Annotated in this window: 22 protein-coding genes; 12 read left to right on the top strand and 10 right to left on the bottom strand. The window is 67.5% G+C overall.

The genetic code is table 11. The features are described from left to right. Positions 1 to 19: 19 nt before the first annotated feature. Positions 20 to 808 carry an alpha/beta hydrolase gene (locus tag FQU96_RS12635; RefSeq protein WP_178130476.1) on the top strand — a complete coding sequence of 263 codons (789 nt, stop codon included), beginning with the start codon at positions 20 to 22 and terminating at the stop codon, positions 806 to 808. Positions 809 to 816: 8 nt separating this feature from the next. Further along, entirely contained in the window at positions 817 to 1,335 is a 519-nt protein-coding gene (gene ruvX, locus FQU96_RS12630) for a Holliday junction resolvase RuvX (protein ID WP_146541601.1), read from the top strand. 436 nt (positions 1,336 to 1,771) lie between these two features. Here the strand turns inward: ruvX and FQU96_RS12625 are convergent, their stop codons facing one another. Genes FQU96_RS12625 through FQU96_RS12615 form a run of 3 tightly spaced genes read right to left on the bottom strand, consistent with a single transcriptional unit; the run spans position 1,772 to position 3,757 of the window. Continuing rightward, positions 1,772 to 2,641: a caspase family protein gene (locus tag FQU96_RS12625; protein WP_146541600.1), complete on the bottom strand. Its 870-nt coding sequence runs from the start codon at positions 2,639 to 2,641 to the stop codon at positions 1,772 to 1,774. Positions 2,642 to 2,684: 43 nt separating this feature from the next. Continuing rightward, entirely contained in the window at positions 2,685 to 2,888 is a 204-nt protein-coding gene (locus FQU96_RS12620; protein WP_146541599.1) for a hypothetical protein, read from the bottom strand. Further along, positions 2,885 to 3,757 (bottom strand): helix-turn-helix transcriptional regulator, encoded by an 873-nt coding sequence (locus tag FQU96_RS12615; protein ID WP_178130475.1) that lies wholly within the window; start codon positions 3,755 to 3,757, stop codon positions 2,885 to 2,887. Before FQU96_RS12615 ends, FQU96_RS12620 begins: the two co-directional genes overlap by 4 nt. A 191-nt stretch (positions 3,758 to 3,948) precedes the next feature. On the opposite strand from FQU96_RS12615, the gene FQU96_RS12610 reads away from it, so the two are divergent. The 3 genes from FQU96_RS12610 to FQU96_RS12600 all read left to right on the top strand — a co-directional run bounded on the left by FQU96_RS12610 (position 3,949) and on the right by FQU96_RS12600 (position 12,005). Next, a complete protein-coding gene (locus tag FQU96_RS12610) occupies positions 3,949 to 5,772 on the top strand; it encodes a tetratricopeptide repeat protein (protein ID WP_146541597.1) in 1,824 nt (607 codons plus the stop codon). A 39-nt stretch (positions 5,773 to 5,811) separates the two neighbouring features. Further along, positions 5,812 to 10,260, top strand: coding sequence for a cytochrome P450 (locus tag FQU96_RS12605; protein WP_146541596.1), 4,449 nt, complete (start codon positions 5,812 to 5,814; stop codon positions 10,258 to 10,260). 176 nt (positions 10,261 to 10,436) lie between these two features. Next, positions 10,437 to 12,005: a hypothetical protein gene (locus FQU96_RS12600; RefSeq protein WP_146541595.1), complete on the top strand. Its 1,569-nt coding sequence runs from the start codon at positions 10,437 to 10,439 to the stop codon at positions 12,003 to 12,005. A gap of 4 nt (positions 12,006 to 12,009) precedes the next feature. On the opposite strand, the gene FQU96_RS12595 is transcribed toward FQU96_RS12600, so the two are convergent. The 3 genes from FQU96_RS12595 to FQU96_RS12585 all read right to left on the bottom strand — a co-directional run bounded on the left by FQU96_RS12595 (position 12,010) and on the right by FQU96_RS12585 (position 14,784). After that, a complete protein-coding gene (locus FQU96_RS12595) occupies positions 12,010 to 12,723 on the bottom strand; it encodes a hypothetical protein (RefSeq protein WP_146541594.1) in 714 nt (237 codons plus the stop codon). 256 nt (positions 12,724 to 12,979) lie between these two features. Further along, entirely contained in the window at positions 12,980 to 13,354 is a 375-nt protein-coding gene (locus FQU96_RS12590) for a hypothetical protein (RefSeq protein ID WP_146541593.1), read from the bottom strand. An 8-nt stretch (positions 13,355 to 13,362) separates the two neighbouring features. Continuing rightward, positions 13,363 to 14,784: an enoyl-CoA hydratase/isomerase family protein gene (locus tag FQU96_RS12585; RefSeq protein ID WP_146541592.1), complete on the bottom strand. Its 1,422-nt coding sequence runs from the start codon at positions 14,782 to 14,784 to the stop codon at positions 13,363 to 13,365. A gap of 108 nt (positions 14,785 to 14,892) precedes the next feature. Between FQU96_RS12585 and FQU96_RS12580 the strand changes: the two genes are divergently transcribed. Further along, a complete protein-coding gene (locus tag FQU96_RS12580; protein WP_146541591.1) occupies positions 14,893 to 15,897 on the top strand; it encodes a threonine/serine dehydratase in 1,005 nt (334 codons plus the stop codon). 2 nt (positions 15,898 to 15,899) lie between these two features. Then, entirely contained in the window at positions 15,900 to 16,994 is a 1,095-nt protein-coding gene (locus tag FQU96_RS12575) for an adenylate/guanylate cyclase domain-containing protein (protein WP_146541590.1), read from the top strand. Between the two features lie 50 nt (positions 16,995 to 17,044). Here the strand turns inward: FQU96_RS12575 and FQU96_RS12570 are convergent, their stop codons facing one another. Continuing rightward, positions 17,045 to 17,602, bottom strand: a complete 558-nt coding sequence (locus FQU96_RS12570) for a tautomerase family protein (protein WP_146541589.1) — start codon at positions 17,600 to 17,602, stop codon at positions 17,045 to 17,047. Positions 17,603 to 17,776: 174 nt separating this feature from the next. Here FQU96_RS12570 and FQU96_RS12565 point away from each other — a divergent pair, with 174 nt between their 5' ends. Next, the gene (locus FQU96_RS12565) at positions 17,777 to 18,286 is read left to right on the top strand and encodes a helix-turn-helix domain-containing protein (protein WP_146541588.1); all 510 of its coding nucleotides are present in this window, start codon (positions 17,777 to 17,779) and stop codon (positions 18,284 to 18,286) included. A 36-nt stretch (positions 18,287 to 18,322) separates the two neighbouring features. On the opposite strand, the gene FQU96_RS12560 is transcribed toward FQU96_RS12565, so the two are convergent. Next, positions 18,323 to 19,684, bottom strand: a complete 1,362-nt coding sequence (locus tag FQU96_RS12560) for a cell wall metabolism sensor histidine kinase WalK (protein ID WP_178130474.1) — start codon at positions 19,682 to 19,684, stop codon at positions 18,323 to 18,325. 20 nt (positions 19,685 to 19,704) lie between these two features. After that, entirely contained in the window at positions 19,705 to 20,394 is a 690-nt protein-coding gene (locus FQU96_RS12555; RefSeq protein ID WP_146541586.1) for a response regulator transcription factor, read from the bottom strand. Positions 20,395 to 20,519: 125 nt separating this feature from the next. Between FQU96_RS12555 and FQU96_RS12550 the strand changes: the two genes are divergently transcribed. The 4 genes from FQU96_RS12550 (at position 20,520) to FQU96_RS12535 (ending at position 23,789) form a co-directional block, all read left to right on the top strand. After that, positions 20,520 to 21,815 carry an FAD-binding oxidoreductase gene (locus tag FQU96_RS12550; protein ID WP_146541585.1) on the top strand — a complete coding sequence of 432 codons (1,296 nt, stop codon included), beginning with the start codon at positions 20,520 to 20,522 and terminating at the stop codon, positions 21,813 to 21,815. Between the two features lie 100 nt (positions 21,816 to 21,915). Further along, positions 21,916 to 22,476 carry a cytochrome b gene (locus FQU96_RS12545; RefSeq protein ID WP_146541584.1) on the top strand — a complete coding sequence of 187 codons (561 nt, stop codon included), beginning with the start codon at positions 21,916 to 21,918 and terminating at the stop codon, positions 22,474 to 22,476. A gap of 11 nt (positions 22,477 to 22,487) precedes the next feature. Next, positions 22,488 to 23,078, top strand: a complete 591-nt coding sequence (locus FQU96_RS12540; protein ID WP_178130473.1) for a YceI family protein — start codon at positions 22,488 to 22,490, stop codon at positions 23,076 to 23,078. A gap of 87 nt (positions 23,079 to 23,165) precedes the next feature. Beyond that, a complete protein-coding gene (locus FQU96_RS12535; RefSeq protein WP_146541582.1) occupies positions 23,166 to 23,789 on the top strand; it encodes a YceI family protein in 624 nt (207 codons plus the stop codon). Between the two features lie 84 nt (positions 23,790 to 23,873). On the opposite strand, the gene FQU96_RS12530 is transcribed toward FQU96_RS12535, so the two are convergent. Beyond that, a complete protein-coding gene (locus tag FQU96_RS12530) occupies positions 23,874 to 24,569 on the bottom strand; it encodes a PQQ-binding-like beta-propeller repeat protein (RefSeq protein WP_146541581.1) in 696 nt (231 codons plus the stop codon). Positions 24,570 to 24,665: the final 96 nt, after the last annotated feature.

The raw sequence follows: 24,665 nt of genomic DNA, 5'->3' as shown, positions 1-24,665 counted from the left end.
ACACCGCGTACGGTGCGGCATGGAGCGCAGCGTTGTGATGATCCATGGCATGTGGGCCACGCCCCATGTCTGGCGCCACTGGAAACCGTTCTTCGAACAGCGCGGCTGGACCGTGCTGACGCCAGTGTTGCGCCACCACGACGCACCGCCGCTGTCGGCACCGGCCGGCTTGGGCACGCTCTCGCTGCTCGACTACGCCGCCGACCTCGAGGCGTACATCACAGCCCTGCCCACCAAGCCGGTCGTCGTCGGCCACTCCATGGGTGGGTTGCTGGCGCAGATGCTGGCCGCGCGCGACGCCTGTGCGGCCGCCGTGCTGCTGTGTCCGGCGCCGCCGGCCGGTGTCTTTGCGCTGCACCCGTCGGTCGTGCGCGCGTTCCTGCGCATCCAGATGCGTTGGGGTTGGTGGCGGCTGCCGCATCGCGCCACACACCAGGAGGCGATGCTCGGCACCTTCAACACCTGCACCGACCGCATCGCGTGCGACCACGACTATGCGCACTTCGTGCACGAGTCGGGCCGCGTGCTGGTCGAGATCGGCCTGCCCTTCCTCGACCGCCGGCGTGCCGCGCGGATCGCCCCGTCGGCGATCACATGCCCGACCCTGGTGATCGGCACCGACAAGGACCGCATGACCCCGCCGGGAATGGTGCGCCGGGTGGCGCGCCGCTACGCATCCGTCGCCGAGCATCGCGAGTTCGCGGGCCAAGGCCACTGGATCGTGGGGCAGCCCGGCTGGCAGGAAGTCGCGGCCTTCGTCGCCGACTGGCTCGAGCAACAACGCATGCCGTCATCGGCTGCCGCGTAGGATCAAACATGGCTCTTATCGAGATTGCGGCATTGAGCGCGACGCTGCCGGCGCAGGGCCGGTTGCTGGGGCTCGATGTCGGCACCCGCACCATCGGACTGGCGACATCCGACGTGCTGCGCTCGCTCGCCACGCCGCTGCAGACCATTGCGCGCGCGAAGTTCACGAAGGATGCCGCGCAGCTGGCCGAGATCGTGCGCCGACACGAGGTCGTGGCGCTGATCGTCGGCCTGCCGCTCAACATGGATGGCAGCGAGGGACCGCGCTGCCAGTCGGTGCGTCAGTTCGTGGCCAATCTGATGGCGCTCGACCTCGAGCTCGGTCCGCGCATGCCGCGGCGCTTCGCCGACCTGCCGGTGGTCTTGCAGGACGAGCGCCTGTCGACCGCCGCCGTCGAGCGCACCATGATCGAGACCTACGACATGTCGCGCCAGAAGCGCGATGCGCGCATCGATGCCGGCGCCGCGGCGTGGATCCTGCAAGCCGTGCTCGACCGGCTGGACCGATTGCGCCGCAGCGAGACCTAGACGCCCTGGGAGCGCGGCGTCTCGCCCGCATCGCGCGTAGCGCCGAAACATGAGCGGGCGGGACGCCCGCTCTCCCAGGCAATACCAACAAGGAAGCGAAGGGCCCTGCAGCGTCGCGGTCCATCCACGGCGTGCCGGGCGGATCAGACGGCGCGACGTTCCCCCGAAACCGGCCGCCGCAAGGCCCTTCGCAACCTGTCCCGAGCGAGGCCGAGGAGCGTGCTCGGGACGGATATCAGTTCGTGCGCGTCAGCGAATGGCCGATGCCGCCGGCGGGCTGTCGATCGCCGTGACGTGGGCGCGCGCTTCGCTGCACGCTGCCAGCAGCAGCACCATGGATGCGATGGCAAAGATGGTCTTCATGTGGTTCTCCCTTCGGTGATTGATCGCCGCCCCGAAACCGGGACGCGCCGCGGCGTTGGCGCGCCCCAAAACTTCAAATCGAAAACGGTTTGCTGTTCAGAAAGCCGGCACCGACGTTGCCGGCGGTCATGAAGCTGGGTGTCTGGGTGGGCGGCATGCGGCTGACGATGGTCTGGTGGAACAGCCGGTAGCCACCGCAAAAAGTGCCGTCATTCCAGACGCGCTTGAGATTGGCCGTGAACAGGCCGTTGCGCTTGCCGTCGAGCGACAGCTGATCGTCCATGCAGCCGGCGATGCGGATGACCCCGGCCTTCGGTTCGGCGTCCCGTGCCCCGGCAGATGCCGCCTGCAGGGCAAGGTACGTGCGGCGCTGGCCATTATAGGCGGCCACCGTCACTTCGATCGGCGCCGCGCGGCTGGGTGCCGCCGACACGGTCGTGGGCGATTCGCTGCCGATCTGCGCCAGCTGGTTGGCGAACACCGACAGCGGCAGCAACCCGGCGTCGCGGCGCAGCTTGACCACGGTGCCACTGTGGCAACTGTCGGACAGAACGACGATGCGAACGCCCGGCTTGAAGCGGCCGAAGAGGCGGTACAGTTCGCCATCGATCAGCTGCCGGTCATACAGGCACCATGTTTCGTCGTAGCGATCGTCCTCGTCGGAAGCCTCGTCCGGAATCTGGCCGCCATGGCCGGCGTACGTCACCAGCAGCAGATCACCGTCCTCCAGCGTCTGCGCGAACTCGAGCATGTCCTCGATGAACCGGTCCGAGGTCGCCTGCTGGGTCAGGTGAACGCGCCGCTCGACAAAACCTGCCGCCTGCGCGATCGACGCCATGTCGGCAGCGTCGCTCTCGCCCGCGTTGAGCCGGCCGGCCCATCCGTCGTAGTGCAGCGGATCCACGCTGTTCAGTCCCAGATGCAACGAGTATCCGCGAGCCATGTGCCTTCCCTCTGTGGCGCCGAAAATGCCGGACCTGGCCCGCTCAGCTCAGATCGGCGAAGAAGCGCCGAAGCCACGACGGAAAAACCGGCACCGCGTACGCGCCCGACGAAAACTGCGCGGCAGGCACGCCGGGGAACGCCAGGATGCGCCCACCAGCGTCGGCGGCGGCAAAGCAATCCTCGGTCGGCTGGTTGTCATCGCGCGCCTGCGCATCAAATGTGCTGTCGTTGATGGATTTCGTCATCGCGTACCTCCCTGCCACACGGTCTTGGCACCGCCGTGCGGACCGACATCGGCCGCCGTCGGCGACACGGCCTCGGGCAATGCGCTCATCAAACGGGCGAGGCTCACCTGGGAGCGCACGCCCAGCTTTTCGAAGCAGCTCGCCAACTGGCAATTGGCCGTCGATGGCGAGACGTTCAGCATCGCTGCCGCCTGCGGCCGGCTGAAGCCACCGCCGATCAGCATCGCCACGCGCGCTTCGGCCGGCGTCAGGCCGGCGGCGATCTGCAGCGCCGTGGTGACGTCACGCGGCTGTGCCTCGGGATCGACGATCAGGATCAGCGCCATGCCACCGCCGATCGCGCCGCGCAGCGCCACAGGCGCCGCCGGCAGGGGCGCGGCGATGACCAGCAGCGGCGCCCGCCCTGAGGGACGCGACACGCGCAACGGGGCGCACAGCGGCACCTCCTCGCCGGCCGCGACACACAATGCTGCCGCCAGGCAGCGGCTGAGCGCCCGGTTCTCGCTGGGAAAGGCCGCCGTCGCCTGCAGGCTGCCGTCGGGGCTCACGACAACGCCGTCGCCCTCGCGCAACAGCGCCTCGGCGGCCGGGTTGGCGTTCACGATGCGCCGCTGCGCATCCAGCAGCAGCGCCGGGCTGGGCATGAACTGCAGGACACGCGCCAGTTGGCTCTGGATATGGTGCTGCACGTCGTGATCGACACCGACATCGCCGGCCACGGACGCCGGGTGCCCTGCCGGCCCGTCGGCGGGCTTGTGGCGGGCCTGGAAATCCCCCGCGGCATCGACATTGTTCACCATGACCGTGAGCACGGGCCGCGTGCGCTCCGGTGTCGGGTTGATGTCCTGCAGAACTGATACTGCCACCATGATCTCGCCCCCTTGGTCCGCATGAACGGTGCGCATCGCCCCTTTCTTCAGACCGCTTCCGTTCTGCGTGCTGCCGTGATGCGAGGAGTTTCCCCGGCCGTGGCTCGAAAGCCGGGACGACAGCGCTCGGATTGCGCTCGGCGAGCGTGAAAAATGTTATAGTGTCAGGGCTTCGCAGATTTCCTGGGGACATGAGCGAGACACGCCCGTTCGCGCTCGACCTGCTAGGGCCCTTTCGGCTCACCGGGCCGAATGGCCAGCGGATCGAGATCACCAGCAAGAAAGGGGTTGCGCTGATCGCCATGCTGGCCATGGCCAGCGATGGCGAACACACGCGCGGCTGGCTGCAGGACAAACTGTGGGGCGAGCGCCAGCGGCCACAGGCGCAAAGCAGCCTGCGCCGCGAGTTGACGGCTCTGCGCCGCAGCCTCAACACCCTGCCGCGGCCGCTGCTGGTGAGCGAGCACGACCGCGTCAAGCTCGACCTCGACCAGATCGACGTCGATGCGCGCACCTTGGTGTTCGGCACCGCGGGCAATCGACCTCAGCGGCGCGCCGGCGACTTCCTCGAAGGGTTCGACATCGCCGGCGCCGAGGGTTTCGAGGAGTGGCTGCGCACGCAGCGCCAGGCGCTGGCGGCGCGGCTGGCCACGGGCGCGACGGCCGTCGTTTCGGAGAGCGAGCGCACCGAAAAAATTTCGCAGGCCGGCTCAGCGCTCGATCGGAATACCGAAGCGCCCCCTCGCCCCGCGCTCAGCGTTCCCGAGATGGTGGCGGATCCCAGCCAGCCGCCGTCGCTGGCGGTCCTGCCGTTCCTCAACCTGACCGGCGTGGCCGACAATGACTACCTGGCCGAGGGCATCAGCGAGGACCTGATCGACCGCCTGTCACGGCTGCGGTGGCTGCCGGTGATCGCGCGCAGCTCCAGCTTCTCGGTGAGTGCCGAGAACGCCGACCTCAAGGCTGTCGGCCGCAGCCTCGGCGCCAAATATGTCCTCGAAGGCCGCCTGCGCCGCGCCGCCGACACGTTCTGGTTGACGATCGCGCTGTCGGACACGACCAGCGGCTATACGCTGTGGTCGCAGCGCATCGAACTGTCGCTGTCGCACTCGCGCGAACTGCTGGACCAGTTGGCGGCGGAGCTGGTCACCCTGCTCGATACGCGCATCGACTACGCTGAGCAGATGCGGGCACGCAACCGGCACACCGATCATCCAGACGTCAACGACCTGATCTGGCGCGGCCGCTGGCACCTCAACAAGCTCACCCGGCAGGATTCCGAGACGGCCCGGCAGTTGTTCGACGAAGCCCTCAAGCGCGATCCCAACTCGCCGGAAGCCCTGATCCAGGCCACCACCTGCCTGAACTACACGATCTGGTCGCAACGCGGATCGGCCGATGAAATCGCCGAGATGCGCCGCCTGGCGCAGCGCGCCATCATTGCCGATCCTGACGATGGTCGCGCTCATCTGCTGGCCGGCATGGGCGAAATGTGGTTGCGCCAACCGGTGCGGGCCCAGGCATTGCTGCAGCAGGCCATCGCGCTCAACCCCAGCCTGGCGATGGCGCATGCCCAGCTGGGCGGCTGCTACAACCTGGCGGGTGAACCTGCCCGGGCACTTCCGGCGCTGCGGGCGGCGCTGCGCCTCAGTCCCAACGACGTGCACATCTTTTTCACGTTCGGCGAGCTTGCCGTCGCCCACGGGATGCTCGAACAGTGGCGCGAGGCCGCCGAATGGGCCGATCAGTCCCTGCTCCGGCGCCCGGGCTACTGGTATGCGCAAGTCATCAAGGTCACGGCCCTGGCCCGCGGCGGCAATCTCGCGGCGGCCCGCTCGAGCTTCGACCAGCTTGTCGCGGCCAAGCCCGGATTCGCCGCGGAGTATGCGGCCTATTTGACGTGGCTGCCCTTTCTGGACCGGACTTGGATCGACAATCTCACCGACGGTCTTGAGATTGCATCGGGTGGCCGCATCAGCCGATCGAAGGATGACGCCAAGGCGGTCTTAGGCTAGTCCCGGTTCCAGAACTCTGTCGCTCGCCGCGAGTCGGACATGCTGGCATTCAAATACTACGACAAGATTCGGACGGCCCAAGGGCAGTCCGCACCGCCGACGTTGCACAGCACCTTCGATCTCAAGAAGACGCTGGGCAGCAGTGGCCGGATCAAACGGGCCATGTCCGGCCTGACCCGGCACGTGATGCTGGCTGTCTTCTGGGTCTTCCGCGCCGTATGGCCCACGCCCCGGTTCGGACGCCTGGTGCTGGTGACGCGCCACGCCGATGTCATGGCCGTGTTGAACAACGCCGGCGATTTCGAGGTGCCGTACGGCCCGGAAATGAAGGAATTGGCCGGCGGCACGAATTTCGTGCTCGGCATGGAAGGGCCTGAGCACGACCGGCAGCATGACATCATCCAGCGGGTCGTCCTGCCGCCGGATGCGATCGCCGTGCGCACCCACACCCGCCACCTGACCAATGCGCTCCTCGCCGGGTCGGGCGGCCGTATCGACGTGATGCACGACCTCATCACGCGCGTCGCCGCCGAGACCTGCTGTCGGTATTTCGGGCTCGACATCGAGGAGCCCGAAGCGTTCGCCGACCGCGCGATGTCGGTGTCGAACCTGCTGTTCGCCGACCCCTTCGGCAAGGACAAGAACCGTCAGCTGGCGCTGGACGGTGCCGCGCGTATCCGTGCCCTGATCGATCGGGCGATCGCACGGGCGAAAATGCAGCCGCGGCCCGGCACCCTGGTCGATCGTCTGGTCGAGCTGCAGTCCAATCCCGGCATCGGGCCGGCGCCGACCGACAGCGAAATCCGCGCCATCCTCGTCGGGCTGGCGACCGGGTTCATTCCCACCAACACGCTGGCGGCGGGCAAGGTCCTGCAGGAACTGCTGCGCCGCCCCGACGCCATGCGCCTGGCGACGGAGAAAGCGCGGGCCGGCGACCGGGCCGGGCTGAAGAAGATCCTGTTCGAGGCTGCGCGTCTCAACCCGGCACTGGCACCGGGCCAGTTCCGCTACGCCGTGCGGGACACCACCATCGGCACGAAACGGGTTGCCGCCGGCTCCGTCCTGATGGTGGCGACCTTGTCGGCGCTGCGCGACCGGCGGCAATTCACGTCCCCTGGGCGCTTCTGGCCCGATCGGCCGACGCAACCCGGCCTGATGTTCGGGACCGGCGTTCACGAGTGTCTGGGCAAGCACCTGGCCACCGAGCAGATCGTCGAGATCTTCGAGGTCCTGCTGGCGCAACCGGGCTTGCGGACGGCGCCGGACCGCGACGGTGCGCTCGTCTGGGTCGGCCCCTTCCCGCGCCGGCTCGACATGGTGTTCGACACCGCGACACCGGCGACGCAGACCATGGTGCAGGTCTGCGCTCCGGTGCCAGCCAGCGCCAAGGTGCAGCTCGAAGGGCAGATCGAGGCCCTGGGTAATCCGGCGCGCGCCGACGTCGCGCAGACCCTGAAGGACACCGGCATCGTACATTTCGCATCGCTGTCGGTGGTCGATGCCGGCGATGGCGCGCACTACCTGCTGCTGGAACTGAATGTCGACGGGCCGCGCGAGGCGGCGTTGCGCAAGGTCGCAACCCATGCCGAGGCCTGGTTGAAACCGCTCTTCCAGCACGTGCAGAGCGGCGATTCCCTGGCGCTGGACGACCAGTTGATCCGCCATGCGCTTGATCTGCACACCTGGCCATGGGGTGCCATCGGCCTGAACTTCAACGGCACGCCAGACACGCCGGTTTCCGATATCGCCCGTCAGGATGCCCTGGCGACATTCGCCCGCGACGCCCTCAAGTACTATCAGAAGAAGCATTTCGAGTTCGGCAGCCGGCCGATCCGGGTCGTCGATCATGTGCGCAAGCTGATCCAGCAGGACGACGACTATGTTCGCCAGGCGGCCAGCGACGAGCCGCTGCGCGACCTGCTCGATCGCGGCGCCGGTTTCGCCGATTTCCTGATCCGCCCCAGCGGCCGTCAGTTGGCAATGTCGGAGTGGAAGGAACGCAACGCCGGCGGCGCCTTCAAGAGCTTCGCCACCACGCGGTCCGCCCTGAGGTTGGGGCTTCTGCTGTTCGCGTTGATCGTCGCCCTTTCGGTGGTGGTCGACTGGTCGCTGGGCCCGGGTTTGGCGTTCCAGCACTTCTTCACAAATACCGTGACCGGCATCGGACGCTTCCTGCTGGCCGTCGTGGGCGGTGTCGTCGCCACCAGCCTGCTGCTTGCCGCCGTCGCCGCAGCGTTCATCGGCCTGCTGCGCTGGCACGAAAAGCGCGATGAGCCCGACGATCGAAATCCCGAACAGGCCTACCTTCAGACGCTCACCGCCCGCGAGAACCCGCCGGGCTACGCGCAGAACCACATCACGGCGGTGACGCACCTGAAGCCGGGCTGGTTCCGCAAGCTGACGACCGCCGTGGCGATGTGGAGCATCGGCGTCCTGGTCGCCCACAAGTATCGACCGGGCTTCGTCGTCAACATCGGCACCATCCACTATGCCAAGTGGTTCCGCCTGCCGGGCAGCGAGAGACTGATCTTCCTGGCCAACTTCGACGGCAGCTGGGAAAGCTATCTTGAGGACTTCATCACCAAGGCGCACCAGGGCCAGAGCGCGGCGTGGAGCAACGGCGTGGGCTTCCCACGCACGCGCTTCCTGACCCGCGACGGTGCCCAGGACGGCGATCGTTTCAAGCGCTGGGTCCGCCGCCAGCAGGTCCCGACACAATTCTGGTACAGCCGCTTTCCGGAGCTGACGACCGACCAGATCCGGCTCAATGCGCTGATCCATGACGGGCTGATGCGGGCCCGCACCGATACGGCGGCCCAGGCCTGGCTCGATTGCTTCGGCTCGATGCCGCGGCCGGACTACGCCATCGAAACCATGGAAGTGCAGTCGCTCGTGTTCCGCGCGTTGGGCGATCTGCCCTATACCGCGTGCGTCGTGCTGCGCCTGCCCGACCAGCCGCAGCACTGCACATCGTGGCTCGACGGACTGATGCCGCCCAACGGCAAACCGGCGTCGGCCGAGGGCATCGAGCCCATCACGTTCGGCGACCGACCGACGGTGAAGGACAAGAACGGCTTCCGCGTGGCGACCTTCGTCGCCTTCTCGGCCGCCGGGCTTGCCAGGTTCGGTGTGCCTGATGTCGGCCTGAAGACGTTCCCGGGACCGTTTACCGCCGGCATGATCAGCCGCAGCCGCATCCTGGGCGATGTCGGTTCCTCGGCACCCGAAACCTGGCGCTGGGCCGATGGACAACCGGTTGATGGCCGGCCGACGGCCGATGCCGTGCTGTTCCTCTACGCCGACTCAGCGGAGAAGCGGGACCGCGCGCTCGAAGCGCACCGCCGCCGCATGCTGAAGCAAGGCGGTGCGTTCCTGGACGTCGTGCTGACGCAGCCCGTCAGCGCGAACGGCAAGGAAAAGAGCAAGGAATACGAACACTTCGGCTATCGCGACGGCATCTCGCAGCCGATCATCCGCGGCACCCAGCGCTTTGCCAAGGGTGCCCTGGAGAACGATATCGTGGCGCCGGGCGAACTGCTCCTGGGCTATCGCAACAACCAGAACTACTTTCCGCCCAGCGTGGTCGTGCCCCCCGAGTCCGATCTCGGCAACCTGCTGCCGGCCGACAACGCCACGGTCACCTCGCGCTTCCCGCGCTTCCGAGCCTGGCCCACCGCGGTGCCCCGCGACTTCGGGCGCAACGGCACGTTCATCGCCGTGCGCCAACTGGTGCAGGACGTCGAGGGCTTCCATGCCTTCACCGAGAGCAAGGCGCAGGAACTGCGGAAGTATCCCAACCTGAAGGCCCTCATCGGCGGCGAGATCACCGCCGATTGGGTAGCGGCCAAGATGATGGGTCGTTGGCGCGACGGCACACCGCTGATCGAGCGGCCCGGCCCCGAGGAGCCCAAGCGCAAGGGCAAGCGCAGCTCCGGCGCCGAGCCGACCAACGACTTCAAGTTCGGCGAGGAGGACCCGCAGGGCTTCTTCTGCCCGTTCGGCGCTCATATCCGCCGCGCCAACCCGCGCGACAGCCTGCAGCCGGGCGACCCTAAGCAACTCATCATTACCAACCGCCATCGCCTGCTGCGGCGCGGACGCAGCTACGTCAAGCCTGCCGCCGACAACCAGCCGGAGGAGAAGGGCCTGATGTTCGTCGGCCTGTGCGCCGACCTGGAGCGGCAGTTCGAGTTCGTGCAGCAGTCCTGGATCGCCTCACCGTCCTTTCACGGCCTGAACAGCGAGCCTGATCCCATCACCGCGTCGGCGTGCCCCGGCCAGCGTGTCTTCACCATCCCGACACCGGCCGGCGCCGTGGTGCTGGATAACATGCAGAGCTTCGTCACGGTGCGGGCGGGCGGCTACTTCTTCCTGCCCAGCCACGCCGCGCTACGGTTCCTGACCGAGTTGCACCACGGAAAGTCCCTGCCGCAACCGCGCGCGAGCGAGGCCGAGGTCGATAAACCCGTAGCGCCCTCGCCCGCCTGACCGGTTGGGGAGCGGCCGAAGGGGCAGATGACGGCTGGCGACGACCACGCCCACGCATGCGCTGGCGTCGCTTCGGCTCTGCCCGCAGCGGGTTGCTCACCGTTCCGGCACGGCCCTAACCTGCTGGCAGCGCCCACGCCGCACACAGGCGTCGGCAGTCGAACGGGAGGCCGCGCATGGCAAACGCCCTCTACGCCAGACTGGAGGAGCGCATCCTGCAGCGCGACCAGGTCGGCGCCAGCGATGCGTACTACGATCTCGTGCGCGCCGGCCGGCCGCTCAACGAGCTGCTCACGGAAGCGGTGCGCATCCATGCGCCCTATACCCACGTGCCGTACCACGAGCGAATCGACGACGGTTACGTGAACTTCGTCAACAACGACCACTGCCTGCTGAGCGCACGTGCCACGCTCAACCTGGCGAAGATGCTGCCGGACTCGCTGGCCAGTCTGCCGATGGCGCAGACCATCTGGTACATCCCCACCGGTCTCGACATCTGGAACCAGAAGATCGTCAAGGCGCCCGGCCACTATGCGCGCGGCTTCCAGCAGCCGCCCGGGCCGCCGCCGGCGCCCGTGGTCTACTGGCCCGACCAGGAACCGCTGGCCCTTGACGGCAGCCTGAAGGAGCGGCTCGGCCACTGGCTCACCCTGGTGCATCGCGGCCAGGTGATCGAGGCCTACCGCGTGTTCCTCGGCCTCATGCAGGATCCCGCGCAGCGCCGCGACGTGCTGGCCGAGCTGGTGTTCGCCGGCCTGATCGACGTGCAGGACCGCGCCTTCCAGAATCGGTCCTACACCACCGGCCACAAGTCCTTTCGCGCCCGCTCGACCGTCGAATTGGGCGATGCCGTGGGCTGGGATCATGCGCACGACATCGTTTATGCCGGCGCGCTCGACATTGCCGTGGGCCCGCGCTGGTACTCGACCTACGAGATGGCCTGCAACGCGGTCACCGTCTATCTCGAGGGCCACGCCCTGCACGCGGTGCCCTACAGCGGCACGACGGCGCGCGAGCGGGCGATGCTGGCCAACACCGCGCCGCTCGATGCGGACGACGTGACAGCACTGCTCGACGCCGTGCTGAACGCACCGGAGCCGGCCTATATCGAGCACATCAGCCGGCTGCTGCTCGCCGGCAAGGGCCCGCGCCAGATCCTGGACGTCCTGCAGATCGGCGCCGCCCAGGTCCTGGTGCGCACCCACGACGACATCAATTTCTCCATCCCACAGCACTGCGCCGAATACTGCAGCACGCTGGGTTGGTTCTACGACACGTTCCAGCATCCGCAGCGGCTGAAGCTGCTGTACGTCGCTGCGTCCTTCCTCAACCGCAATGCCTGGCATCAGCGCCACACCGGCGACATGCATGCCGCCGACGTGCGCGCGCCCGCCGGCGCCGACAAGATGGATGCCGGGCAGCTGCTGGACCGCATCGATGCGGCGATCCTGGCGCTCGATGGCGCGCAGGCCGTCGGCTGGACCCGCGCCTATCTCGACAGCGGCGCCGATCGCAATCCGCTGATCACGCGACTGGCACTGGTCGCCGCGCGAATCGGCAACGATCCCCACAATCAGGAGATCGCGCAGTGCCTGCTCGACGACTGGCACCGCAACCGTGCGCCGGGCCGCGACTGGCTGCTGCTCGGCTGCGTGCAGCACACGGCGCGGCATCGCAAGTACGGCGACTTCCTGGAGGCCGGCCGCCGCTTCGGCGCAGCCCTGGGTGTGACCAGCCTGCAGTAGAACCCTACCGGCGGCGCGATCGCATGAATTCCATCACGTCGAAGGTAATCGTGGCGCCGTAGTCGGGTGGCTGGCCGGACGGCAGGTTGAGGTGCCCCGATGCCCGCAGGCCGGGCACGCCCAGCGGCACGGTCGTGCCGCCGCCGCGGTCCATGATCCGGAACGACAGGCCATCGACACCGGGGATCGGGATATCCTTGTCCTTGAGCAGGCTGAAGGCGAGATCGCGCGTCGGCCGGTTGGCGAGGATGATGGTGACCATGCTGCCCGCCACGATGCCCGTCATCGTGACCATCGTCATGCGCTCGCCTGTACCGGCGTTGGTCCACTCGCCGCGCAACACGCCGAGCTGACGCATCGCCTCATCGTGCGCCTGCTGGACGAGGCGCTGCACGACCGGCAGCTTGTAAACGGCACCCAGCACGTCGGACACCTCGCCCGGCCGCGGCGTCGCCGGACCGGCGCCGGGCGTATAGCCCGGGCCGGACGCCGGCAGCGGCGGCATCGAAAAGACCGGATTGGGCGCCGGTCCCAGGAGCTGGCTCCACTGCGGCAGCAGAAGCTGGAAGTTCGGGTTCAGCCACTCCTGGATGATCCGGCGCGCCCGCATTTGCGCCTCGATCTCCAACATCATCCGCTGGATCGCGGGGTCGAGCGTAAGCTGTTGATCCAGAAAGCGGATCGGGGGCCGCTGGTAGCCGAACGTCGAACCACCCATGAGACTCTCCATGACGGCTGTGCGCGAGGGAGCGGCACGCTAGTACCCGGAATCACGCGTCACTGATACAGCTGTCATCCCGAGCGCAGCGAGGGATCTTCTGCAAGTGACGTACGGGTGCGCCTGCATCAAAAGATCCCTCGCTGCGCTCGGGATGACAGTCCCGAGTCACACTCGAGCGATAGCAGGTACTAGCAGCGGTCCCGCGCCCGACGCATCGTTCACCCGACCGATGGAAAAGAGAGGGCCGGTCCGCTCAACCCGTCGCGTGGTTGACCGTGTCGGCCCAGATCAGGATGCCGAACATTACCGCGACCATGGCGAGCCAGACGCCCGTCACGACATAGACCCGGTGCTGCATTCGCCGCACCGGCGCGCCATAGACATCCGACTCGATATCGCCGCCCATCTCGACCGCCGCGCGCAACATGCGGCCGGCATCGGTTGGGCGGCGGCTGACGCCGACCTCGTACTGCCGTCTCATCAGCGCACGGCCGCCCGGCGTCTTATGGATATTGGCATGATACCACCACGCCAGTGCGATCATCGGCAGCACCAGCACGGCGAAGCAGAGGGCAAAATACGTCCAGTAGACCGTGGGGTTGGCCAGCGCCGCGGCGATGCTGTCCATCGCCGCCCTCACATCTTGCGCTGGGCTACGTTCCAGTGCCGTTCGAGGTTGGCGATCAGCGCCGGGCTGAAGTGGCACTGTGCCTGCTCGCGTGCATAGACGGCAGCGTAGCGGCGGAACAGGTCGAGCGGCTCCTGCGAGGCGCGGATGGCGACCCGGTTGCCCCGCGCGCTGACCACGCCGGAGCTGGTCAACCCCTCGACCGCCTCGGCCACTGCCGCGTCGGTCTGGTCCGGCGGCACGATGCGGTCGATGATCAGCCGTCCCTCGTCGCTGTCGCACGGCAGGCCGCGCTCGTAGAGGATCGCCTGGCGCGTGATGCGATCGCCCACGAAGCGCCACAGCCGCAGGTTCGCCATGCCGGGGATGATGCCTTCCTTGCGCGCCGGCAAGGTCATATAGGCATCGGCGCCGGCGATGTTGTAGTCCATGGCCAGGAGCGCCTGGCAGCCGCCGCCGATGGCAAACGTATCGAGCTGGGCAATCCACAGCTTTTCGTGCGTCTCGCCCGTCACCTCGTCGGGCGAGATGTGCTCGAACGCATGGCCGCGCATCACCTTGTTGACCCAGCCCAGGTCGCGCCGCACATACCACAGGTACGGGATCTTGCCGTTATAGATATGGGTCAGGTTGATGCCGGCCTGGAAGATGCGGCGGCCCTTGTACTTAGGATGCTCGACGGTGCCGCCGCGCATCACGCAGACCTGGGTCTGCGGGTCCAGCAGCGCCAGGTCGACCGCGATCTCCAGCGGATCCATCGTGGTGTCGTCCTCGGCGTTCAGGTACCGCGGGTTCTTCAGCGTCACGTACGATGCGGCGCCCCGGCGCTCGACCTCGGCATAGGTGAGGTCGACGCGGCCGTTCTGCTGCAGTTCGGCCAGGCGCGCGCGTGCCTCGATGCGCGGCAGCAGCATGGCGTGGCACAGGTGCGTGCCGGTATCGGGCCGCGCCAGCACGGCGTGGCAGAAGATGCCCTGGTCGATCTCGATACCGTCCTTGTCGCCCTGCTTGCCCTCGGCCTCGAGGGCGATGTCATCTGGCGTCGGCACCAGGCCCGGCACCAGGCGGGCCGCCTCGACCACCAGCCGCTCGACCCGCACGAAGGTGCGCATGTCGTCGGTCAGCGCCCGGTAGACATCCAGCGCATGCGCCGCCATGAAACGCTGGCGGGTGTGGCGGCCGGACTGCAGCAGGCGCGCCGCGGCCAGGCGCTCGGCCTCGTTGCGCGCCGGCGGCCGCGGCAGGCTCGCCAGCAGGTCGTGATTCAATTCCCAGTAGCGGCCATAGGCAACGCGGTCGACCTCGTAACTCGACACCGCCGCCGGCCGCGCCGCGATCCAGGCCTGGGCCCGCGCAGCGTCCATCCCGGCGGCCAGCAGCGCCCGCTTGTCTTCCTCGCGCTGCACCAGGTCGACATCCATTACCGCCATGAAGTTCTCCTGTTCAGTCAGCGGTGACTGAACAGGCTGTGACGGAACGGGTCAAGCCTGGCAGCACGCCGCTGGAGTGGCGCGCTCCCAGCCACTAAGGTGCCGCGCATGACGCTCCCACTCCCCCTCCCCGCCTATGCCGATATCGAAGCCGCCGCGCAGCGCATCGACGGTGCCGCGCTGCGCACGCCGATGCTGGAGAATCCCCGGGTCAACGACCGCCTCGGCGGCCGGCTGCTGATCAAGGCCGAGCCGCTACAACGCACCGGTTCGTTCAAGTTCCGCGGCGCCTACAACTTCATCCGCCAGCTCGATGCCGACAGGCGCAAGGCTGGCATCGTGGCCTGGTCATCGGGCAACCACGCCCAGGGCGTCGCCGAGGCAGCCCGCCTGCTGGCGACGCCGGCCACCATCGTGATGCCCAGCGATGCGCCCGCCATCAAGGTCGCCAACACCCGCGCCAGCGGCGCCGAGATCGTGCTCTATGATCGCCTCAAGGACGACCGCGAGGCGATCGCACGCGGGCTGGCCGAACGCGACGGCAGGACACCCATCCCGCCCTACGATCATCCCTGGATCATCGCCGGCCAGGGCACGATCGGCCCCGAACTGATCGACCAGGCGCAGGCCGCCCGCGCCCGCCTCGACGCCGTCATTGCACCCTGCAGCGGCGGCGGCCTGTCGAGCGGCATCGCCACCGCCGTCAAGGCGATCAGCCCTGCCACGCAGTGCTTCGCCGCCGAGCCGGCCGGCTTCGACGACCTCGCCCGTTCGCTCGCCAGCGGTACCCACCAGCGCAACGAGCGCCTGGTGGGCTCGTTCTGCGATGCGCTGCTGGCACCCACCCCCGGCAACTACACTTTCGCGTTGGCGCGCCAGCACCTCAACGGCAGCCTGGTGGCGACCGACGATGAGGTCGCGACCGCAATGGAGTTCGCCTTCCGCGAGTTCAAGCTGGTGGTCGAGCCGGGCGGCGCCGTGGGCCTGGCCTGCGTGCTCAACGGCGCGCTGCCGATCCGTGACCGCACCGTGTGCGTGGTGTGTTCCGGCGGCAATGTCGACGGCGAGGTATTCCGCGCGGCGCTGGCCACGGCCGCGCGCCGGGTGGTCTGACCGTGACGACGCCGGCGATGTCGCCCGCCTCGGCGCCGGGCCTCGCGGTGCTCGACGAGGAGGACCGCAATCGGCGCCGGGCCGAATGGCGCATGATCGCCGGCATCGCGACGATCATCGCGATTGCCAGCTTCGCGTTCGGTTGGACGATGTCCCACAACGAGGATGCGACCGATCGGTGGCTGAGCGGCCTGCAGGGCGTCGTCAATTCGTCGATGGCATCGGTTCCCGTGATCTGGCTCGAAATCGCCGGCAGTCGCTCGCGTCTGGTGCAGCGAATGCGGTACTGGCCGTTCTGGGCGTTCTTCCTCGCCAAGCTGGCGCTCTACGTCGCCATCCTGGTGGCGACCATCCAGCTCGCGCGACTGCTGTTCCATCCCTTCAACCCGCAGTCGTTCGCCTTCGACGCGCGGTTCTTCGAGATCATGCTGTTCGCCGGCGTCATGTCGCTGGGCGCCAATGCCGCGGTCGAAATCGGCCGCCTGGTCGGCTTCCGCGAGTTGCGCCGCCTGTTGACCGGTCGCTACAACCGCCCGCGCCTGGAGCGCCGGGTGTTCCTGATGGTCGACATGAAGGCGTCGACCGCCGCCGCCGAGCGTCTGGGCGCTCTCGCCTTCCACCAGCTGCTCAACTTGTTCTTCCGCCATGTCGCCGACGCCGCCTACGACCACGGCGCCGAGATTCACAAGTATATCGGCGACGAGGCAATCCTGACCTGGACCGAGGACGCCGCCCTGAGCGGCGCCCGCTGCGCACTCTGCCCGTTCGGTATCGCGCGGCGAATCGAGCGTGCCGCCGACGACTATCGCCGTCGCTTCGGCTTCGTGCCCTCGTTCCGTGCCGCGCTGCACGCCGGTGACATCGTCGCCGGTGAAATGGGCAGCATGAAGCGCGAGATCGCCTTTGTCGGCGACACGCTCAATACCACGGCGCGTCTGCTCGATGTCGCGCGCGCCAGCAACCACGATATCATCGTCTCAGGTGATCTCGCCGGCCGGCTGACCCTGCCGTCCGGCCTGATCGCGCTGCCGCTCGACGACGTCCGCCTGCGTGGCAAGGAAAAGCCGCTGCCCATCGCAGCACTGCAGTTGGCGTAACAATTTTGGACCGCGCGCATTCACGCGCGCGGTCCTAAACAAGGCCAGCCTCAGTACCGCACTACCGCGCGGCCGGCGGCGTCGGGCGGAAAGCCGGCGGCGTCGTAGAGGCGATCCTTGGCGTCGAAATAGGCGCGCGGATAATCGAGCAGCGGCGATTGCGGCGCGAGCCCCACGATCCTGGCGATGCCCATGACGCCCGCGGTCTTGCCGCTGGTGCCCCAATGTCCTTCGGGGATTTCGATGACGTGCACCCACGCCGACCGGCCGGCCCCCGGAACATCGGTCGTGCCGGTGATCTTCAGGATCGACGCATTCACTGCCGCATGAACCTGCGATTTGCGCGTCTTTTCCATCGAGCCCTCCGGCACCGTGACAATGACCAGGAATTTGCCTGCCGCCGAGACGTACTTGGCGCCGGTCGTGCCGCCGACATACCAGTCGTCATTGTCCACTTCCTGGAACCGCACCCAGGCGAGCGAGCGGCCGGCCTCTGTGTCCTCGCCGCCTTCGATCGTCAGCAGGACGTGCGTCATCTCCTCGGCCAGCGCCTCCTTCTGCGTCGCTTCGAGCGCACCTTTGACATGATGAACGGTCACCATCGGCATCGGTCTTTCCTCCTCTGTGCCTCTGTAGCGGTATCAATTTCATCAGGCAATTTTAGTTTTGTAAAACTACTATTTATAATGAACGCCCACAAATTGTCTTTAATAACAGGTTGTCTTAAAAAATCACTATGAGAGATAGTTGCTTATAGAAACCATTTCCGGCATCGTTGCGACATGACCCGCACCTCGCTTGAGGCGTTCAACTGCAGCGCCGCGCGCGCGCTCGACATCCTGGGCGACAAGTGGACGATGCTGATCGTGCGCGACGCCTTCTATGGCATCTCGACGTTCACGGGGTTCCACCAGCGGCTGGGCATGGCGCGCAACATCCTCGCCGATCGGCTGCAAACCCTGGTCGATCACGGCGTGCTGGAGAAGATCGCCGTGCGGCCCGATGTCGAGCGCTTCACCTATCGACTGACCGAACGCGGCCGCGACCTGTTCCCGCTTATCGTTGCGCTGGTGCAGTGGGGCGACAAGTGGATCTCCGGCGCCGGCGGCGAGCCGGTGAGGATCCTCGACAAGGCCAGGCGCGCCCCGGTCCAGTCGATGGCCGTCACGTCGCGCGACGGCCGCTATCTGGAGGCCCGCGACGTAACGTACGCGCCCGGCCCCGGCGCCGACGCCGAAACCCTGGCTCTGTTCGAACGGGCAGCCGAGCAACGGAAGAAACCGGCTGAGTGATTTTCGGACCACGCGTGCGGGCGCGCAGTCGCAAAACTACTCCGCCGCCGCCGGCGCACCGAACGAGACGTCGAACCGGGCGCCGCCCATCGGGCTCTTGTCCACCGCGATGCGCCCGCCGTGCAGGGCGATCACCTCGGCCACGATCGCAAGACCCAGGCCAGCGCCGCCCTGGCGGTTGCGGCCACGCCAGAAGCGTTCGAACAGGTGGGGCCGGTCCTCGACGGGAATGCCCGGTCCGGCGTCATGGACTTCCAGGTGCGGGCCGTCGGCCACCACCACTTCGACCGCCGAGCCGGCCGGCGTGAAGCGCAGCGCGTTCTCGACCAGGTTGCGCACGGCGGCCGACAAGGCATCGGCATTGCCGTAGATCTGCACCGGGTGGTCCGGCGCCGTCAGCGACACCTGCTTGTCCTGGGCGACCGCCAGCGGCGCCATGCGTGCCACGACGTCGCCCGCGATATCGATCAGGTCGACATCGGCCTTGGTCATCGGCATGTGCGAATCCAATCGCGACACGGCCAGCAACTGCTCGATCAGGCGGGTCATGCGCTCCAGATCGGGCCGGAACGCCTCGGCTGCGTCGGCGTCGCCCATGCCGTCCAGCCGCGCGCGCAGCAAGGCCAGCGGCGTGCGCAGTTCGTGCGCGGCGTTGGCGGTGAAGCGGCGCTGCTCGGCGAAACCGGCATCCAGCCGGTCGAGCGCCCGGTTGAAGGCCGCGACCAGCGGCCGGATCTCGGCCGGCACCGCCGTGTCGAGCCGCTTGCCCATGGTGTCGACGGTGATACGGTTGGCCTCTTCGGCCGCCTTGGCGACCGGCGCCAGCGCCTTGGTCAAGGTGTAGAGCGCGATACCGATGGCCAGCAGCAGGATCGGCCCGATCACCGGCAGCACCTCGCGCATCACCGTATAGGCCACCCAGCGCGGCTGCAGCGTATCGTGCGGCTCGTCACGTCCGATGGCCACCTGCAACGGCCCGGCCGGCGAGTCGAGCGTGGCCAGCAGCAACTGCAAGCGCGGCCTCTCCGGCTCGCTGTCGCGGTCGACCACCAGGAACGCGAATTTCCAGGCGATCTCCGGCGACAGCGGCAGCCCCTTGCGCATGCCGACCGGCTGCTCGATCAGAACTTCCTTGTTCACCGGATCGTAGACGAAGACCTGCAGGCCCTGGACATCAGCCAGCAGTTCCTGGCGCCTGGGGCCGTAGTGCAGGCTGACCTTTCCGTCATGGCCGCGCTCGGCCTTGGCGACAACAATGCCGGCGATCTCCTCCAGCTCGTCATCGGCCTCGGCATCGCGGTTGTTCCACGACGCCCACAGATAGAACAACGAGAGCACCGCGATGGTGCCAAGAAACAGCAGTGAGAAATTCCGCAGCAGGCGCCGGCGGACGGACATGCCTGCCCGCGACGCGCTCATCAGGCGACAGCAGCCGACTTGTCGGCGGTCAACATGTAGCCGACACCGCGCACGGTGTGGATGTTCACCGTCGCGCCGGCCGAAACCAGCCGTTTGCGCAAGCGTGAGACGCTGGCCTCCATGGCATTGGAGTCGACATCGTCGTCGAAGCCGTAAAGGCCGTTCTCGATGGTCTGCCGCGTCACCACCTGGCCGACGCGACGCATCAGCAGTTCCAGCAGGGTGAGCTCGCGCCGCGGCAGCGGCAGGCTGTCGCCGCCGACGCTGACGGCGCTGCTGGAGGCGTCGTACTCCAGGTTGCCGGCTTTCAGCCGCATGCCCAGCGCGCCGTTGGGACGCCGCAACAGGGCGCGGATGCGCGCCACCAGCTCGCTCTGGGCGTAGGGCTTGCCGAGATAGTCGTCGGCGCCGACATTCAGCCCCTGCACCCGCTCGTCGATGGCGTCGCGCGCTGTCACGGCGATGACCGGCGTCGCATTGCCGGTGCGCCGCCATGACGCCAACAGGTCCAATCCGTCGCCATCCGGCATCGACAGATCGAGCAGGATGACGTCGTATCGTGCCGTCGCCATTGCCGAGCGAGCCTCTTCGAGAGTCGGCGCCAGGTCGACCGCGAACCCTTCGCGCGTCAGGTTGACACGCACCAGACGGGCGAGTTCGGCCTCGTCCTCTACCAGCAACAACCGCATGTCTGATCCTAATCATCCGGGGGGACTTTCGGAACATGATAACTGACACTGACGAAAGCCTTACCAGCCGGTAGGGTTTTTCGGTCATCATGACGGTCTTGTTGGCTGTCACGCAGGTGTGACCATTGATCTCGACCGATCTCTCCGCCGCATTCTGGCACGCCGCGGCCCCGCCGGCACCGCACACCGGTCCGTTGGACGGTGACCGGGACGTCGATGTCGCGATCGTGGGCGGCGGCTTTTCGGGCCTGTCGACGGCGCTGCACCTGGCTGAAGCCGGCGTGTCGTGCGCCGTGGTCGAAGCCGGCGACATCGGTTCCGGTGCCTCGGGTCGCAACAACGGCCAGGTCATCCCGACCATGAGCCGGGCCGATCCCTCGGCGATGGTCGCGGCATTCGGTCGCGAGCGTGGCGAGCGCTTCGCTGGCCTGGTGCGGGACTCGGCGCAGACCGTATTCGACCTGGTGCGCCGTCATGCCATCGACTGCGCCGCCGAGCAGTCCGGCTGGGTGCAGCCGGCCCATACGCCCGGCCGCCTCACCAAGGTCGCCGCGCGCCGGTTCAAGGAATGGGGTGCACTGGGTGCGCCGGTCGAGTTGCTGGATCGACAGCAGACGGCAGCGCTGCTGGGCAGCGATGCCTACCATGGCGCCTGGCTCAACCGCAGCGGCGGCCACATCAACCCGCTCGCGTTCGCGCGCGGCCTGGCGCGTGTCGCCCTCGCCCACGGCGCCGCCATCTTCACCCAGTCACCGGCGCGGTCGATCGAGTCCCTGCCCGACGGAGGCTGGCGCGTGCGCACGCCGGCCGGTGCCCTGCGCGCCGGCCGCGTCGTCATCGCCACCAACGCCTACACCGACGACGTCTGGCCGGGCCTGAAGCGCAGCGTGATCCCGGTCTTCAGCTTCCAGATGGCAACACGGCCGCTGTCCGACAACGTGTGCAAGACCCTGCTGCCCGGCCGCCAAGCGATGAGCGATACCCGCGGCGATCTGCATTTCTGCCGCTACACGCACGATCATCGCCTGGTGACCGGCGCTCCGCTGCTGTGGCGCGCCGACATGGAGCGCCGCCTGCCCGCCCATGTCGGCGCCCGCCTGCAGGGCCTCTTTCCGCAGCTGGGCGACGTGACGTTCGATCACATCTGGTGCGGTTATGTCGGCATGACCGCCGACTACTTCCCGCACCTGCATGAACTTGCCCCCGGCGTCGCGACCTGGATCGGCTGCAACGGCCGCGGGGTGGCGCTGGCCACGGCCCTGGGCCCCGAGCTGGCGCGCTGGGCAGCCGGCCGCGCCGCGATCAGCGACCTGGCCCTGCCCGTCACCCCGCTGCGCCCGATTCCCGCCCACGCGCTCGCCAAGCGCCTCGCGCGCGGCATGCTCTGGCTCTACCGCCGCCGCGACGCCCGCGAGGTGTGACCTCGGGGGCTCAGGCGTCCCGCTTCATCAATTTATTGTCAGGTGTCGGTCAGGTTACCTTTTGCTAGTGCTCGGGCTTCCTTGTCGCGGCGCAACAAGAATGACCGGGTCTCACCCTCCACCAGCCGTCTCCCCCACCTATGACCCCACCGCCAAGGCATTCCATTGGCTGACGGCGCTGCTGGTCATCGGCATGCTGTGCCTGGGACTGTGGATGGTCGGGCTGCCCATCAGCCTGCAGAAGGCCAAGGTCTATTCCTGGCATAAATGGGCCGGCATCACCGTGCTGGCCTTGAGCGTGCTGCGCCTGGTCTGGCGCCATGTGCACCGGCCGCCGGCGCTGCCCCAGACGCTGGCCCCGCTCGACCGGCTGCTGGCGCCCTGGGGCCATGCGGCGCTCTATGCCCTGCTGTTTGCCATGCCGCTCACCGGCTGGATGATGAGCTCAGCTGCCGGCATCCCCGTGGTGTGGTTCGGTCTCTGGCAGCTGCCCGACCTCGTCGGCAAGGATGAGGCCTGGTTCAAGACGCTGCAGACTACGCACTACTTCCTTTCGCGCGCCTTGATCGCCGTGATCGTCCTGCATGTCGCGGCCGTCATCCGCCACGACGTATTGCGGCGCGACGGCGTGCTGCGGCGCATGTTGCCTTTTGCCAAATGACGGAGTTGTTCGTGATCGCGAGAAGCAGCTGTCTTGCCCTGCTTGGACTGGCGCTGGCCGGTCCCGCCGTCGCCGGTCCGGCCGATCCGTGGACGATCGATGCCGCCGCCAGCAAGCTCGGCTTCGAGACCAAGCAGATGGGCGTGCCGGTCAAGGGCAGCTTCGGCAAGTTCAGCGGCACCATCGTGCTCGACCCGGCCAACCTGACGGGCGCGAAGATCGACATCACCATCGAGGTCGGGACCGGCACCACCGGCACCAAGGACATCGACGAGGCGATGACCGGCCCCGATCTGCTGGCGGCCAAGAAATTTCCCGCCGCGCGTTTCATCGCCGACAAGGTGGTGAGCGACGGCGACGGCAAGTACCGCGCCGACGGCAAGCTCACCATTCGCGACGCGTCGAAGGACCTGGCGCTGCCCTTCACCTTGGCCATCGCCGACGACCCGGCCAAGCCCGGCCAGGTGCGCGCCACGGCGCGCGGCCGCGTCGACATCAAGCGCCTCGACTACGGCGTCGGCCAGGGCGACTGGAAAGCCACCGATGCCGTACCCAACGACGTCGCCGTCATCCTGGAGGTCGTGGCGACACGCGCGAAGTGATCGCCAACCGCATCCTGAGCAGGCCGCGCGATACGGCCTCAGGGTGGGCCAAGTGTGTCAAGTGCAACTCAACCAAGGAGGGGTTTCATGCGTCTGATCACAACAACCTTGCTCGCTGCCGGCATTGCGTTCGGCGCCCTGCCCGCGGCGGCCGAGCCGGTAAACCTGAAGCTCGACCGCAGCCACATCTATATCGGCTTCCAGGTCACCCATATCGGCTTCTCGACCGTGCATGGGCGCTTCAACGACGCCACGGGCGAGATCACCTTCGACAAGGACAAGCCAGAGGCCAGCGCCGTGTCGGCCACGGTCCAGACCAAGAGCGTTGACACCAACTTCGAGGCACGCGACAAGCATCTGCGCACGGCGGACTTCTTCGACAGCGAGAAGTTCCCGACCATGACCTTCAAGTCGACGAAGGTCGAGAAGACCGGCGAGAACACCGGCCGCATGACGGGCGAGCTGACGCTGTTGGGTGTCACCAAGCCGGTCACGCTCGAGGTCAAGTTCACGCGCATCGCCGAGCATCCCTTCCCGGCCTACAAGAAGGTACTGACCGCCGGCTTCAGCGCCCGCGGCAAGATCAAGCGCTCCGATTTCGGCATGACCAAGTTCATCCCGGCACTGGGCGACGAGATCGAGCTCGTGATCGACGTCGAAGGCGTGCGCTGCGAGGGCGAGGCCGCCGAGTCGCCCAGCTGCAAGGCGTAAAATTCCGTCTCGTTCAAGGAATGTCGGCGCCGGTGATCACCAGCGCCGACGGCTTTTGATGCCAGGCTCGCCGGGCATCGACATTCAGCTCTTCCCCTTTGATCCCGCAGGCCGCTTCGGCCGCTTGAGCATGGCAGCGGCGACGCGCCGCCGGGGCCGGCGCACGACCCTCACCTTCCCGCTGCCGCCACCACCGCAGAAGAACCGGCCGCTGCCATCGGACTCCAGGCCGGTCATGGCGATGCCGGATGGCATATCGAGCCGTTCCAGGACCTCGCCCGTTTGCGGATCGATTCGCCTGATATCGCTCTCGTCGCTCTCCCAGGTGCCGTGCCAGAGTTCGCCGTCGACCCAGGTCACGCCGGTCACGACGCGATTGGATTCGATGGTGCGCAAAATCGCGCCCGTATCGGGATCGATCTGATAGAGCCGACGGCCGCGATGCTGGCCCACCCACAGCGTCCCCTCGGCCCATGCCAGGCCTGAGTCGCCGCCGCTGCCGGGTGCCGGGATCGTGGCGAGCACACGGCCGGTCGTCGGATCGATCTTGATGATGCGATCGCCTGAAATCTGAAACAGGTGCCGGCCGTCGAACGCCGTTCCACCATCGGCGATAACATCGATCGAACGCACCATGGTCCCGCTCTTGGCATCGAAGGCGTTCAGCTTGTCGCCCGACGCAAACCAGACGTGCTGGCCATCGAACGTCACGCCATGCACATGGTCGGCGCCCGGAAAGGGGCCGTATTCGCGGAGGATTTTGGCTGCGGATCGTTTCATGGTGTCACCTCGGTCTGAAGCGCGCACCAGGGGATACGAACGCGACTGCTATCGCAGGCTGGCCCGTCTTCGTGCGCTACAGCCCATAGCTGGTCA

This window comes from Reyranella sp. CPCC 100927 (assembly GCF_007859315.1).
Taxonomy (GTDB): domain Bacteria; phylum Pseudomonadota; class Alphaproteobacteria; order Reyranellales; family Reyranellaceae; genus Vineibacter.
This window is presented reverse-complemented; position numbering and strand designations above follow the sequence as displayed.